At 64.9% G+C, this 13457-nt stretch carries 10 protein-coding genes; 2 read left to right on the top strand and 8 right to left on the bottom strand.

Features of this window, described 5'->3' with window-relative positions; translation table 11 throughout:
• A partial coding sequence (locus tag AC3WON_RS05595) for an FAD-dependent monooxygenase (protein WP_492351326.1) occupies positions 1–1015 on the bottom strand: 1015 nt, incomplete at its 3' end.
• Positions 1016–1247: 232 nt separating this feature from the next.
• On the opposite strand from AC3WON_RS05595, the gene AC3WON_RS05590 reads away from it, so the two are divergent.
• Entirely contained in the window at positions 1248–1976 is a 729-nt protein-coding gene (locus tag AC3WON_RS05590; protein ID WP_492351325.1) for a TetR/AcrR family transcriptional regulator, read from the top strand.
• Positions 1977–2424: 448 nt separating this feature from the next.
• Here the strand turns inward: AC3WON_RS05590 and AC3WON_RS05585 are convergent, their stop codons facing one another.
• From AC3WON_RS05585 to AC3WON_RS05575, 3 genes are all read right to left on the bottom strand, one after another.
• Positions 2425–4137, bottom strand: a complete 1713-nt coding sequence (locus tag AC3WON_RS05585) for a CocE/NonD family hydrolase (protein WP_492351324.1) — start codon at positions 4135–4137, stop codon at positions 2425–2427.
• 200 nt (positions 4138–4337) lie between these two features.
• The gene (fahA, locus tag AC3WON_RS05580; RefSeq protein ID WP_492317072.1) at positions 4338–5651 is read right to left on the bottom strand and encodes a fumarylacetoacetase; all 1314 of its coding nucleotides are present in this window, start codon (positions 5649–5651) and stop codon (positions 4338–4340) included.
• A 7-nt stretch (positions 5652–5658) separates the two neighbouring features.
• Positions 5659–6462 carry a cyclase family protein gene (locus AC3WON_RS05575; protein ID WP_492317071.1) on the bottom strand — a complete coding sequence of 268 codons (804 nt, stop codon included), beginning with the start codon at positions 6460–6462 and terminating at the stop codon, positions 5659–5661.
• Between the two features lie 488 nt (positions 6463–6950).
• Between AC3WON_RS05575 and AC3WON_RS05570 the strand changes: the two genes are divergently transcribed.
• The gene (locus AC3WON_RS05570) at positions 6951–7676 is read left to right on the top strand and encodes a TetR/AcrR family transcriptional regulator (protein ID WP_492317069.1); all 726 of its coding nucleotides are present in this window, start codon (positions 6951–6953) and stop codon (positions 7674–7676) included.
• Positions 7677–8199: 523 nt separating this feature from the next.
• On the opposite strand, the gene AC3WON_RS05565 is transcribed toward AC3WON_RS05570, so the two are convergent.
• The 4 genes from AC3WON_RS05565 to paaN all read right to left on the bottom strand — a co-directional run bounded on the left by AC3WON_RS05565 (position 8200) and on the right by paaN (position 13420).
• Positions 8200–9864, bottom strand: a complete 1665-nt coding sequence (locus AC3WON_RS05565) for a cation acetate symporter (RefSeq protein ID WP_492317068.1) — start codon at positions 9862–9864, stop codon at positions 8200–8202.
• Positions 9861–10169, bottom strand: a complete 309-nt coding sequence (locus AC3WON_RS05560; RefSeq protein WP_492317067.1) for a DUF485 domain-containing protein — start codon at positions 10167–10169, stop codon at positions 9861–9863. The genes AC3WON_RS05565 and AC3WON_RS05560 overlap by 4 nt, the downstream gene beginning before the upstream one ends.
• Before the next feature lie 156 nt (positions 10170–10325).
• On the bottom strand, positions 10326–11675 hold the full coding sequence (paaK, locus tag AC3WON_RS05555; RefSeq protein ID WP_492317066.1) for a phenylacetate--CoA ligase PaaK: 1350 nt from the start codon (positions 11673–11675) through the stop codon (positions 10326–10328).
• 80 nt (positions 11676–11755) lie between these two features.
• Positions 11756–13420, bottom strand: coding sequence for a phenylacetic acid degradation protein PaaN (gene paaN / locus AC3WON_RS05550; RefSeq protein ID WP_492317065.1), 1665 nt, complete (start codon positions 13418–13420; stop codon positions 11756–11758).
• Between the last annotated feature and the right edge of the window lie 37 nt (positions 13421–13457).

Genomic DNA, 13457 nt, shown 5'->3' with positions numbered 1-13457 from the left:
GACCCGCCCTGCCCCGGATGACGTTGGCCAGCTTCCATGCCAGGTTGTGCGCGTCGGCAGCGCCTGTGTTCAACCCGAGTCCGCCAGTGGGCGGAAAGCGATGCGCGGCATCGCCCACGAGGAAGGTGCGCTGCTTGCGATAGGACGCGGCGATGTGCGCCTGCATCGTCCAGTTCGACAGCGACGTGATGCGCAAAGGCATGTGGCGATCCCCGAGCGCGGTCCGAAGCAGGCGCTCGCAGCGCGCCAGGGGGAAGTCCGCCGGCGATTCATGCTGCGGAAAATACGGCGTCATGAACACCGAGTAGCGCGCCGAATCGTGGACGATAAACGTGCCGGGCGCCGCGGCCGACAGGACCCAGAAGAGGATCGACGGACTGTCCTTGACCAGATGGCGGATATCCGCCTCGAAGTTGATGGTGATGAGATGTGCCAGGTTGGTCTCGCCAACCATGGGCAGCTCCAGGCTGCGCCGTACCGGACTACCGGCACCGTCGGCCGCGATCAGCCATTCGCTGCGCACGCGGTACACCGCGCCAGTCGCGGCCTCGCGCACGGACGACACGACGCAATGCTCGTTGTGCTCCGCGCCCTGCCAGGCATGGCCGAAGCGCGCCTGGCAGCGAACCCGGCGCGACACCTGGGCGAACAGCAGCCGCTCCAGATGATGCTGGGGAATGTTCGCGGTGCGCTTGCCGCTGGCGGCCGCCATGCCGGCAAGATAGCCGGGGCTGCCGATATCGATGCGGGCCAGGTCGCCCTCGGCAAGGTTGCGCCGCCACGTCACGAAGCGTGCATCGCCGCTATGGGTCGTGATACCGGCCAGCGCCTCGTCGGTGACGCCGATGCCGGCCAGGATTTCCTGCGTCCGGGTGTTGATGACATGCGCCTGCGGCGCGAGATGCAGGTCATCACGACGCTCGACCAGCAGCGATTCAATGCCCTGGTCCGCCAGCAGCGCTGCCATCAGCATGCCCACCGGGCCAGCGCCCACGATTAATACCGGAACTTCCACCACGCGCATCCTGCCCCCAATGTTGCTCGCCGCCTCAATGGCCGCCCTGGAACGCAAATTTATATAAGTATAAGTCAAGCTCACACTAGTATTTATACTTATATAAGGACGCCGGGCGAGCGCGCGACCGGACGGCCCGGCAAAGCCGCCGCCCCCGGATGGGCTGGAGGTCAGGTGCCATGTGGGAGAATGGCGACATCGCTACCGTGTGTGAAACGCGTCCCAAACCACCATGACAACTGTTGAGAGCCGACGCTCGAAGACTCCTGCCCGAAAGCGCGCCACCGAAGCCTCCGCCGCCCCGACACCAGTCGCCCGCGCCGCCGAGGTGCCGGGGCGTCAGCGCCTGATCGACGCCGCCGAAATCGAGTTCACGCAAAAGGGATTCGACGGGGCGTCAGTACTGTCGATCGCAAACCGCGCGGGCGTAAAGCAACCGCTGCTGAACTACCATTTCGGCAGCAAGGAAGGGCTCTGGCGCGCGGTAGTGGAGAACGCGTACACGGGATTGCTGGCCGCGTCCAGGCAGGCAGCGGCTGCCCTCGACCGCTCCGACCCGCTCGCCCGCCTGCAGGCAGCGCTAAGGGCCTTCGCGGTGAGCAATGTCCTGCATCCGGCGGCGCACTCCCTGGTCCTGATGGAAGTCGCGCAGGATGGTCCAAGGCTGGACTGGCTGGTGGACAACTATATGAAGCCGTTTCACGACGAGCTCGATGCGCTGATCGCGGAGTGCCATGCCGCGCAACTACTCAAGCCTTACCCACCGGAACGGGCCAGCGTCACGATGACGGCCATGCTTACGGCCGTGCAGTCAGCCACGCATTTGCTGAAGCGCCTCTATGGCGTCGGGCCCATGACACCCGCCCAGGCGGAACAGCACGCGGAACAGGTCATCGATGTCCTGATGAATGGCATGGCCGCCCGCAGGCCCGGCCGACGGCGGGCGGCAGACCCGGTCTAGTTCTGGTCAGCGCAAGGCTGCAGCGGCGTGCGCAACCAGGGGTCGCTTCAGAAAACGGAAAAAAATTGCACGCTAAGCGATCGCGAGCCCACCGCCAGGCGCCAACCACTGAGCCCATGCGGTGACGAAGGCCGGATCCGTAGAATTCGGAGATACTGCAATCTCTTCACTTCCGAGCCACCCGCGGTCGCTGCGGAGGCACAGGCCCTGGCGCGCTCCTTCCACTGCCGGCTACCGCGTCGAGCCGTCCTTTGCGAGCCTGTCCGCGTAAATCCGCGCGTAGGTGTCTGGCGGGGAACCGGGAGGCCCCATGCTGATCAGTTTGATGGGCTTGACCGGCCATGCCTGTTGTGCGTTGGCGGCGTGCCATGGCAGGGGCCAGCGGCCGCAAATGCACCAGCGGTGCGGGCGAGGAACGTTCGACGCGTCGTGCTCATGGTGCCACCGGTCAGCGTGTTGCGGGAATGACGGGCAGAAGCAGGAATGACGGATACTTCCCGCCCGTGTGAACGGTGGTCTGACCGGCGAATCGTTCAGACCTGCGGTCCTCGGGGTGATCGTGCAGCAGCACCGACGAGCCGCGCATCGACTTGCCATAGATCTGCGGGTAGGGTCCAGGCAGGTCGTGCTCGAAGTCCGAGCTGCCGACAGTCAACACCAGCCGGTAGCCCTTCGGGAACACGAAGCACATTGGCCAGATCTCGACCTGCAACTCGTAGGTCTCGTTCGGTTCTAGAAGTTGGATCTCCTGATGCGTGTGCACGGGCTGATACGGCCTAGAGGCTTGAGGATTCAGCTTCCGGTGCGACGCTCTAAGCCAGCCTTGCCCGAGAGGTGCGTTGGGTTCAACCGCCCCCAAGATCAGGTGCTCCTTGCCGTCGGGAGTGAAAGCCCGCAGCGTCAGGAACAGGTCCGCATCCCGGCCTGTCGTGGAGATCCAGAGCGTGGCAGCCAGCGGACCGGTCACCTCGGTGTCGCGCTCGAACGGTGCAGTGCAGAAGCTCACCTTGCCTGCCATGCCGTCAAACGAGAGGCGCGAAACTGTCCCGGTTGGCTTCGATCGCAGGGTCTGTGCGTTAGCGTCCAGGTACATGGGCGTCCAGACGGTGCGCGCCAACGGCCATTCATACTCGTCGCGCTCCACGAAACGATCCACGTGGCGCACCTGCATCTTGATGGGCGGTTGCCGGTCCCAGCCGTTGTCCTCGCCCCTCAAAAAGTGATCGAAGAACCTCTTCTGTAGCGCTACGCCGTAGTCCGTATAGAACTCCGTCCAATGCTCGAGCCCGTGCAATTCGAGCCATTTCTGCTTCGAGCCGGCCCCCAGGTAGCCTTGGACATTGCCGCGCAGGTGCAGGCCATGGCCACCCCAGTTGCCGCAGGAAAGGACCGGTACCTCGATCGCACCCAGGTCCGCACGGCGGCCGTCGAAGTAACTATCCGTGATGAGCTCCGCGCTCAACTGCGTCGCGTTGATATCGACGCGATTGGCGAGCAATTCTTCGTCGCTGAGCTCTGCCGGTCCGGAGATCGGCAACCCGCTGTTGGGGTTCACACCCGCGCGCAGCCCCAGACCGTGCTGCACGGCTTCCACCTGCTTCGGATACCAGGCCACCATGAACGTGTTGAGGATGCCGCCGTGCCGGCAGGCGTCGCGATAGTAGTCGGAGAACCCCTCGAACGGGCAGATCGCGGCCAGATGCGGAGGACGTTTCGCCGCCACCAGCCATTGGGTGGCGCCGTAGTAGGAAACGCCGGCGAGGCCGACCTTGCCGTTGCTCCACGGTTGTTTCGCTGCCCATTCAATGCACTCGTAGAAGTCCTGCGCCTCGCGCGGGGAGAAGCAATCGATGACGCCCGGCGAGCGGCCAGCGCCGCGCGAGTCCACGCGAATGCAGATGTAACCCAACGGCACCCATCTCTCCGGATCCGCGGTTTCCCAGTTCGCGTACTTGCCGCTGCTGCCCTTCAGAATTTCCGGGTGCTTAGTCGTGAGTGATTGCCATTGTGCGGGGAATCCCACCTGGAATGGCAAACCCTTGGCGTACGGTCCGTAGGACATCAATATGGGGTAGCGTCCTTCCTCTTTCGGGCGAAAAACGTCGGCCCGAACTACCAAACCATCGTCCATGGGGATTTCAACGTCCCAATCGATTTGCATGTCTGTCTCCTGATCGGTTTATCTTGTACCGCGGCTAAAACTTGTGGCGCATGCCAAGCGCAAAGCTGATGCCACTTCCCTTTCCGGTGACCTTGTCGAACGTCGCCACAGCGTACGCGTCCGTGCGCTTTAACAGGGCATAGCCATAACCCACCGCAAGTCCGTCGGAAGTGGCGCGCGCCGGTATGGGTAAGAGACCGTCAGGCAGGCACAGGGGCCGGCAGCACGGTCGCATTGTTGACGCCGAAGCCGATCCGAGCGTAGTTCTGGCGCTCACACCAGCCGCGGAATACGACGGTGTCGCCGTCCTCAAGGAAGCCGCGTTGTTCGCCGTTGCCGATGTCTACCGGTTGCGTCCCGGATACTGTGAGTTCGATCAGCGCGCCGGCCTCGCCCGGCGAGGGACCCGAGATCGTGCCGCTGCCCAGTAGGTCGCCGCTCTGAAGATTGCAACCTCCCATGGCGTGGTGAGCAATCATCTGGCTCAGCGTCCAGTACTGGTGGCGAAAGTTGGTACGGGTCAGCGTGCGTGGTTGCCGGCCCTGTGCCAACTGACGCGCGCTGAGTATCGAAACCTCTAGTTGGATGTCAAAGGCGCCGGCTGCGTCATTCTCCGCCGAACGAAGGTAGTCAAGCGGCTGTGGGCGCTCTGGGTCGCGTGTCCAGCTTGCGCGGTAAGGCAGCAGTGCTTCGAGCGTGACGATCCAGGGCGATAGTGTGGTTGCGAAGTTTTTAGCGAGAAACGGCCCGAGCGGTTGCATTTCCCAGGTCTGGATGTCGCGCGCGGACCAATCGTTGAGCAGGCATAGGCCGAAGATGTGCTGCTGTGCCTTTGCCAGCGGGATAGGCGTGCCACGTTCATTGCCGATGCCAATCACCGCGCCCACTTCCAGTTCGTAGTCGAGACGCTGGCACGGTCCATACACAGGTACTCCGCCCGGATCAGGGCGGTACTGCCCCATCGGTCGGTAGACCTGCTGGCCACTGACCCCGATGGAAGACACGCGGCCGTGATACGCGATCGGCAGCCAGTCAAAGTTGGGGTTCACCTCCAGCCCGAACTGGCGACAGCAGTTCACGGCGTGGTCGAGCGAAGTATAGAAATCCGTGTAGTCGCCGATGCGTACCGGGACCGCAAACTCGGCGGCCGCCTGTGGCACCAGCGTTTCGCGTACTTGACGCTCATGCACACCTTCTGCCGCCAGCAGCGCAAAGATTCCGTGGCGCAATGCCCGCCAGGCGCTCGGACCCAAGTCCAGCAGTGCATTTAGCGTCGGCGCTGCGGCGGCCCGCGTGGCCTCGGCGGCCAGGTCTTGCAGGCAGCCTGTGCCATGCAATGCTGCCAGGTCGACGATCTGGTCGCCGATCGCTACGCCGCCACGCCAGGCCGCGCCGCTGCCAAGCCGACGGAATATGCAGAGCGGAAGATTCTGCAGCGGAAAATCGCAGCCTGCAGCATTGGCGGAGTCCAGCCAGCTATGCCGGGAGGCATCATGGGTGTGGTTCAGTTCCATGGTGGTATCAGGCGGCATTCAGGGCATCGTCGAAGATGGCAACGGCGCGGGTCCAGCCGGCCGAGGCCCCGCGAATCTTGTGCGGGAAGCAGGAGATGTAGAAGCCATGCGGCGGCAGCGCCTCTAGGTTGTGCAGCTTCTCCAGATGGCAGTAACCGATGTTGCGGCCCGCCTTGTGGCCTTCCCAGATCAGCGAGGCGTCCTGTGTCTGGGCATACTTGGTGGCCGTGTGCACAAACGGCGCGTCCCAACTCCACGCGTCGGTACCGGTCAGCCGCACACCACGTTCGAGCAGGTACATGGTGGCGTCGAACCCCATGCCGCAGCCGGACGAGACGTAGTCAGGCTGGCCGTAGCGCTTACCCGCACGCGTGTTGACCACCACGATGTCCAGCGGCTTGAGCACGTGCCCGATTCGGGCGAGTTCGGCCTCGACATCGTCGGCGGTGACCACATAACCGTCGTCCAGCCCGGTGAAGTCGAGCTTCACGCCCGGCTGGAAGCACCACTCCAGCGGCACCTCGTCAATGGTGATGGCGCGCTCGCGCTGCCCCAATGACTCATTCATGGTGCTGTGGAAGTGATAGGGAGCATCCAGGTGGGTGCCATTGTGCGTATTGAGCTGGACGCGCTCGATCGCCCAGCCTTCGCTGTCCGGCAGGTCGGACGGCCTCAGCCCCGGGAAAAAAGCCGTGACCTGCTCGGCGGTGGAGCGGTGCGACAGGTATTCGATCTGAGGGCCATAACCGGGAGGGTCGGAGACGACATCGTTTTCCAGGTAGATCGAGAGATCGACGAAGCGTCGAGTCATGGTGGAAGGTCCTCTGTGGAGATGCGTAAAAAGGGGGAGTTGCGGACTCAGCCGGCATCCAGCGACGGTGCGGTGCGCGGCGCGTTGGTCGCGCACGCACCGGCTTCAGGCCCGGCGGTGGGGCGCGGCAACAGCGCTACGACGGCAGCGGACAGCAGGGAAGCCGCCGCACAGCGCGATGCCGGGAGCAAAGCCGAACGCCGTCGCCGCCGAGCCCAGTGCCAGCGGAGCGAAGGCGAAGATCGGCCCCAGCACAAGCAGCGTGGCATGGTCCGTGACGAGAGCGTAGAGCGGCAGTAAGTTTGGGGGGCATGATGGATCTCCTGATTTGGCGCCCCTGTCCGAAGCAGGTGACGCTCATGCTTTTCCCTGACTGTACGATCGTGCAGTGGTAAGTCATGAGGACTGTACGCTCGTACAGTCAAACGCTACAGTAGGGTAAACGCGGGTGTGAGGTTCGCTACAATGGCGCATCTATTGGAGGCAGCATGGAAGGCAAGGAAGCGCGAAAGTCAGCGGTCGGGGCACGGGCCATGGCGCGAGAAGAAGCTCAGGGGCTGCCGATCCCGGAAGCGAGCAAGCGCGAACGCGTGCTCGATGCAGCGGAGCGCCTCTTCGCCGAGGGCGGCTTCGACGGCGTGTCGATGCGTGATATCGCAGCAGCCGCGGAGGTTGGCTTGCCGCTGATCGTTTACCACTTCGAGACCAAGCGAAATCTGTACCGCGCGCTGTTCGACCGGCGCAAGACGCTGTTCGAGGCCCGGCTGGCGGCCCTGCGCCAACCACTCACCGCTGGCGAGGACTCGGTGGAGCACATCGTGCGTGCATTCGTGGAGCCGGTAATGCGGATTCAGGACACTGAGGCCGGCATTGCCTATGCCAAGCTCGTCGCACGCGAGGCCTCTGATCCAAGAGAAGCCGAGCGCGGTATTGTTGCCGACTATTTCGACCCGCTCGCCATGGAATTCGTCAAGGCAATCCGCAAGGCTCTGCCAGGCAACAGCACCAGATATGCCCATTGGGCCTATCTGTTTGCCGTGGGAGCGCTGGTGATGAGCGTGTTCGACAGCCGTATCGAGCGTATCTCCGGCGGCAAGTTCAAGGCCGGCGACGTGGGTCACAAGTCCGAGTACCTGGTAACTTTCATCGCAGCGGGCATTCGCGCCGGGGCCGACCGGACGTCATCTAGGCGTTCCAGAGAATCATCTTTATGATGCGATTCGCCTGGAGTACAGATGTGTTCGGGGCTGGAGAAAACGTAGCTTCGCCACGATCTCTAGGCCTATCGCGGTGACTTGGCCAGCCATCTCCGGGAAGCGCTCGCCCAGCAGGCCTGCAGCCGGCATCCTCCTGACGCGCTCAGGCTGTTTGTCCGCGAGTGGGCGGGGCCACCGGTGGGACTAACGAAGCCTTCTGTCGTCGTTGCGCGCAACCCCGCTGATGCAATACAAGCGAATTTGTCCAACCGTGACCGGGGGCAGCACTCGCCCGATGTCTTCGCGCTCCCAGCCGCGGATTGATGTGGTCGATGATGGCGACCATATCGTCGGCATGCGGGTGTTGCCGCAGGAGGAAGGCGACGTCTATGCAATCCTGCATCTGTCGAATGGCGACAAGCAGAACCTTACCCACGGCGAGTTCACCGCCATTACGGAGGAAGAGCCGCGCCCGCCGGCGCGGCTGCCGCAGAAACCACTGGCCGAAGAGCGTTGCTGCCGCGCTGCCCTGCCCCCGGGATCAATGCTGACTTGCCCCCGCAGCGCCGATCCCGGTCATCGCGCGCACGAACTGCGCACCGTAGCGCTGGCGCTCGGTGCCGGCCCGGGCGGAGCGGTCCAGCACCGACGCCAGCCAGGCGCCGGCGAAGGCCAGCGTCATCGAGAACAGCGCCGGGTTGGCATACGGGAAGATCGGCTTGTCATGATGCAGGATCCCCACCCAGACCGTCGGGCCCAGCACCAGCAGTGCCACCGCTGACACCAGCCCGGCCAGGCTGCCCGCCACGGCGCCGCGCGTGGTCAGGCCTTTCCAGAACATCGACAGGAACAGCACCGGGAAGTTGACGGAGGCCGCGATCGCCAGCACCAGGCCGGACAGGAAGGCGATGTTCTGCTTCTCGAACATCACGCCCAGCACCATGGCCAGCACGCCGATCACCAGGGTGGCCGCCTTGGACACCCGGATCTCGTCCTTCTCGTTGGCCTGCCCGCGGCGGAACACGTTGGCGTACAGGTCATGCGAGACCGCGGAAGCACCCGACAGGGCCAGGCCCGCCACCACCGCGAGGATGGTCGCGAACGCCACCGCTGAGATAAAGCCCAGGAAGAGATCGCCGCCGATCGCGTGCGACAGGTGCACCGCCACCATATTGCTGCCGCCGATGATCTTGCCGGCCGCGTCGCGGTAGGCCGGATCCGCGCCCACCATCACGATCGCACCGAAGCCCACCACCAGGATCAGCACGTAGAAGTAGCCGATGAAGCCGGTGGCGTAGAGCACGGACTTGCGCGCCTCGCGGGCGTCGGCCACGGTGAAGAAGCGCATCAGGATGTGCGGCAGGCCCGCGGTGCCGAACATCATGCCCACCCCCAGCGAAATCGCATCGATGGGATTGGACACCAGCCCGCCCGGCGACAGGATCGCCAGCCCCTTGTCATGCACCTTGGCCGCGCCGGCGAACATGGCTTCCGGGCTGAAGCCGAAGTACGCCAGCACCATCACGGCCATGAACGTCACGCCGCCCAGCAGCAGCGCGGCCTTGATGATCTGCACCCAGGTGGTGGCGAGCATGCCGCCGAACATCACATACAGCACCATCAGCAGGCCGACGATCACCACGGCGGACTCATAGCTGGTGCCGAACAGCAGCTCGATCAGCTTGCCGGCGCCGACCATCTGCGCCACCAGGTACATGATCACCACCGTCAGCGTGCCGCAGGCGGCGGTGATCCGCACCGGCTTCTGCGCCAGCCGGTATGACACTACGTCGGCAAAGGTATAGCGGCCAAGGTTGCGCAGCCGTTCGGCGACGATGAACAGGATGATCGGCCAGCCCGCCACCACGCCCAGCGCGTAGATCAGCCCGTCATAGCCCTTGTCGAACATCATCGCGGAGATGCCGAGGAAGGAGGCAGCCGAGACCATGTCGCCGGCGATGGCCAGGCCGTTCTGGAAGCCGCTCAGCCCGCCCCCGGCGGCATAGAAGTCGGATGCCGAGCGCGTGCGGCGCGCGGCCCAGCGGGTAATGCCGAGCGTGAACAGCACGAACAGCAGGAACATCACGATGGCGCTCCAGTTCAGCGGCCGCGGCGCGGCATCGCCCTGGATGGCGGGTGCCGCCGCGGCAGCCATGCTGGCAAGCCCGAGCAGGGCCGCGCACAGGTAACGGTTGGCGGGCTTCATGCCAGGCACTCCTTGCGCACGCGTTCGTTGAGCGGATCCAGGTCGCGGTTGGCCCGGTACACGTAGATCCCGGTCAGCAGCACGGCCGCGACGATCACCGCCACGCCGACGGGAATGCCCACGGTCATCACACCCGCGCCAAGCGGTGTGCCGAGCGTGGCCGGCGAGAACGCCAGCAGCAGGATAAAGCCGAAGTAGATCGCCAGCATGACCAGCGTCAGCGACCAGCCCAGGCGGGTGCGCCCGTTGGTCAGCCGGATGAAATCGGGGTGGTTCTGGATGGTTTCCAGTTGTCGCGCGTCCATGGTGGTCTCCTTTGGCGCAGGGGGGCGCGGCGCCTCTGGGTGGGCGCCATCGTTGGGTGGTTCGTTGAGACTTGAACTCTTCCGGCGGTGTGCTCCCTCTCCCCGCACGGGGAGAGGGAGCACACATGCAGCGGCTTGTCAGTTCATGCGATACGTTCAGATCGCCCCGACCGGCTGCTCGTGCGTGACCTTCGGCCGCATGTCAAGCACGCGCCGCGCCTTGCCGACAGTGGTGCGCTCGATGCCGTCTGCATCCACTACCTGCACGCGCGTGGTCACGCCCACGTAGGTTTTGATCTGGTCCTTCAGCTCGCGCTCCAGCGTCGCGCGGTCGTCGGCGCAGAGGGTGGCCGATGGTCCGGGCCGCGCCTCAACGCGCACTTCCAGTTTGTCCAGGTGGCCGTCTCGGGTCACCACCAGCTGGTACTGCGGCGCCAGCGCCGGGGTCTTCAGGATCAGCTCCTCGATCTGCGACGGGAATACATTGACGCCGCGGATGATCAGCATGTCGTCCGAGCGGCCGGTGATCTTGCCGATGCGGCGCATCGAACGCGAGGTGGGCGGCAGCAGGCGCGTCAGGTCGCGCGTGCGGTAGCGGATCACCGGCAGCGCTTCCTTGGTGAGCGAGGTGAACACCAGTTCGCCCTCTTCGCCATCCGGCAGCACCTCGCCGGTCACCGGGTCGATGATCTCGGCGTAGAAGTGGTCTTCCCAGATCACCGGACCGTCCTTGCTCTCGATGCATTCGCAAGCGACACCCGGGCCCATGACTTCAGACAGGCCGTAGATGTCCACCGCGTCGATGCCGGCACGTGCCTCGATCTCCGCGCGCATCGCATCCGTCCACGGCTCGGCGCCGAAGATGCCCACCTTGAGCGAGCTTTCCGACGGATCCATGCCCTGGCGCTCCATCTCCTCGATCAGGTTCAGCATGTACGACGGCGTCACCATGATGATGTTGGGCTCGAACTCGCGGATCAGCTGTACCTGTTTCTCGGTCTGTCCGCCGGACATGGGGATCACCGTGCAGCCGGCCTTCTCGGCGCCGTAGTGGGCACCCAGGCCGCCCGTGAACAGGCCATAGCCATAGCTGACATGGACCAGGTCGCCGGCGCGGCCGCCGGCGGCGCGGATGGAGCGCGCCACCACGCTGGCCCAGGTATCGATATCCTTCGCGGTATAGCCGACCACGGTCGGCTTGCCCGTGGTGCCGCTCGACGCATGCACGCGCGCCACCTTCTCGCGCGGCACCGCGAGCATGCCGAAGGGGTAGTTGTCGCGCAGGTCCTGCTTGGTCAGGAACGGGAACTTCGACAGGTCCGACAGCGACTGCAGGTCGTCCGGATGCACCCCGGCCGCATGGAAGGCCTTGCGGTAGTGCGGCACGTTGTCGTAGGCATGGCGCACGCTCCATTTCAGCCGTTCCAGCTGCAGCGCCTGCAGTTCGTCGCGGCTGGCGCGCTCGATCGGCTCCAGCTCGTTGGGGTTGGGGATGCGTTGAACCATTGTCTACTCCATCATCGTTATGATTGCGCCGCATTTCTATTGGGGGCCGGCGCCGGGTGCTGCGACTGCTAGCTAGTGCATCAGATATGGGAACGGCTCTGCACCACGCGGAAGCGGTTGGCGACGAAAGCCGCATCCGACAGCGAGGCATTGGCTGCCGGGTTGGCGCCGGTGGCATGGAAGTCGCTGAACGCGGCCGACTGGTTGACGAACACGCCACCGGTCAGGTTCAGCGACAGGGCCACGCCCGCGTCCTCGGCGGCTTCGCGGATGCCCTCGGACACGCCGGCATCGGTGGTGTAGGCCGACAACGTCAGTGCGCCATGCTCCTTCGCGCCGCGGTGCGCCAGCGCGATGCTGTGCGCGGTGTTGTCGGTGGCGACGATGAACGAGATCGGGCCGAACAATTCCTGCATGATCTTGCCCTCGTCGCTGGCGTCCACCTTGAGCACCAGCGGCGTGCGGATGCGCGCGCCGGGGAACTCCGGGTGCTCCAGCACGCGGCTGTCGGCGACGATCTCGCCCAGTGCGCGCGACGATTCGATGCGCTGCACCACCCCGTCGTTCTGGATCGCGCCGAGCAGCTCCACCGCCTTGGCTGCATCGCTGGTGAGCCTGGCCACGCCTTCCCCGATCGCCGCGGCCACCTGGTCGAAGCCGAGGTGCCCTTCCGGCGTGTCGATGCCGTCCTTCGGCACGTAGATGTTCTGCGGTGCCGTGCACATCTGACCCGAGTACAGCGCCAGCGAGAACGCGATATTGCGCACCATGCCCTTGAAATCGCTGGTGGAGTCGATCACGATCTGGTTGACGCCGGCCTTCTCGGTATAGACCTGGGCCTGGTGCGCATTGCGCTCCAGCCATTCGCCATTGGCGCTGCTGCCGGTGAAGTCGATCAGGCGCACTTCGGGGCGCAGTGCCAGCGTCGAGGCCATGCGCTCGCTCGGGTCGTTGGCCACCAGCGTGACCAGGTTGGGATCGAAGCCGGCTTCCTGCAGCACCTCGCGCGCCACCTCGACGCTGATCGCCAGCGGCAGGATCGCGCCCGGGTGCGGCTTGACCACCACCGCGTTGCCGGTCGCTAGGCTGGCGAACAGGCCGGGATAACCGTTCCAGGTCGGGAAGGTGCAGCAGCCGATCACCAGGCCCACGCCGCGCGGCACCACGCTGTAGCGCTTCTCCATGCGCAGCGGCTCGTTCTTGCCCTGCGGCTTCTCCCAGATCGCCTGCTTCGGGATGCGGCGCATCTCGTCCCAGGCGTAGGCCACCGCTTCCAGCCCGCGGTCCTGCGCGTGCGGGCCGCCGGCCTGGAAGGCCATCATGAAGGCCTGGCCGGTGGTGTGCATCACCGCGTAGGCAATCTCGAAACTGCGGCGGTTCAGGCGCTGCAGGATTTCCAGCGAAACGCCGACCCAGGCTTCAGGCCCGGCCTTGCGCCAGGCGGGCATGCCTTCGGCCACGCCGGCGAAGAGCTGGTCGAGGTCGGGCTTCGGATAGGTGATGCCCAGTTCTGCGCCATAGGGCGAGACTTCCTTGCCGGCCTGGCCGACGGTGCCCGGCTGCGACAGCGCGAACGGGCGGTTCAGGCGGGCCTCGAACGCAGCCTTGCCGTCGGCGTTGGCGGTTTCGCCGTAGACCCTGGGGCTCGGCATTTCGGTGAACGGGCTCCAGTAGCCGCGCTCGGCAATGGCTTGGGTGGCTTGTTCCAGCAGCGCCTGGTGGCGTTCAAAAAACAGATGGGACACGGCTTGCTCCGGGGGCAGAATGGTTTGTGTATGGGTC

Source organism: Cupriavidus sp. FW305-46, assembly GCF_058787075.1.
The sequence above is the reverse complement of the archived record's forward strand: the minus strand, read 5'-3'. Positions and strand labels throughout refer to the sequence as shown.

Coding starts and splice junctions, on each gene's coding strand:
- AC3WON_RS05570 (WP_492317069.1), top strand. CDS start 6,951: ATGGAAGGCAAGGAAGCGCGAAAGTCAGCGGTCGGGGCACGGGCCATG.
- paaK (WP_492317066.1), bottom strand. CDS start 11,675: ATGGTTCAACGCATCCCCAACCCCAACGAGCTGGAGCCGATCGAGCGC.
- AC3WON_RS05565 (WP_492317068.1), bottom strand. CDS start 9,864: ATGAAGCCCGCCAACCGTTACCTGTGCGCGGCCCTGCTCGGGCTTGCC.
- AC3WON_RS05590 (WP_492351325.1), top strand. CDS start 1,248: ATGACAACTGTTGAGAGCCGACGCTCGAAGACTCCTGCCCGAAAGCGC.
- AC3WON_RS05575 (WP_492317071.1), bottom strand. CDS start 6,462: ATGACTCGACGCTTCGTCGATCTCTCGATCTACCTGGAAAACGATGTC.
- AC3WON_RS05560 (WP_492317067.1), bottom strand. CDS start 10,169: ATGGACGCGCGACAACTGGAAACCATCCAGAACCACCCCGATTTCATC.
- fahA (WP_492317072.1), bottom strand. CDS start 5,651: ATGGAACTGAACCACACCCATGATGCCTCCCGGCATAGCTGGCTGGAC.
- AC3WON_RS05585 (WP_492351324.1), bottom strand. CDS start 4,137: ATGCAAATCGATTGGGACGTTGAAATCCCCATGGACGATGGTTTGGTA.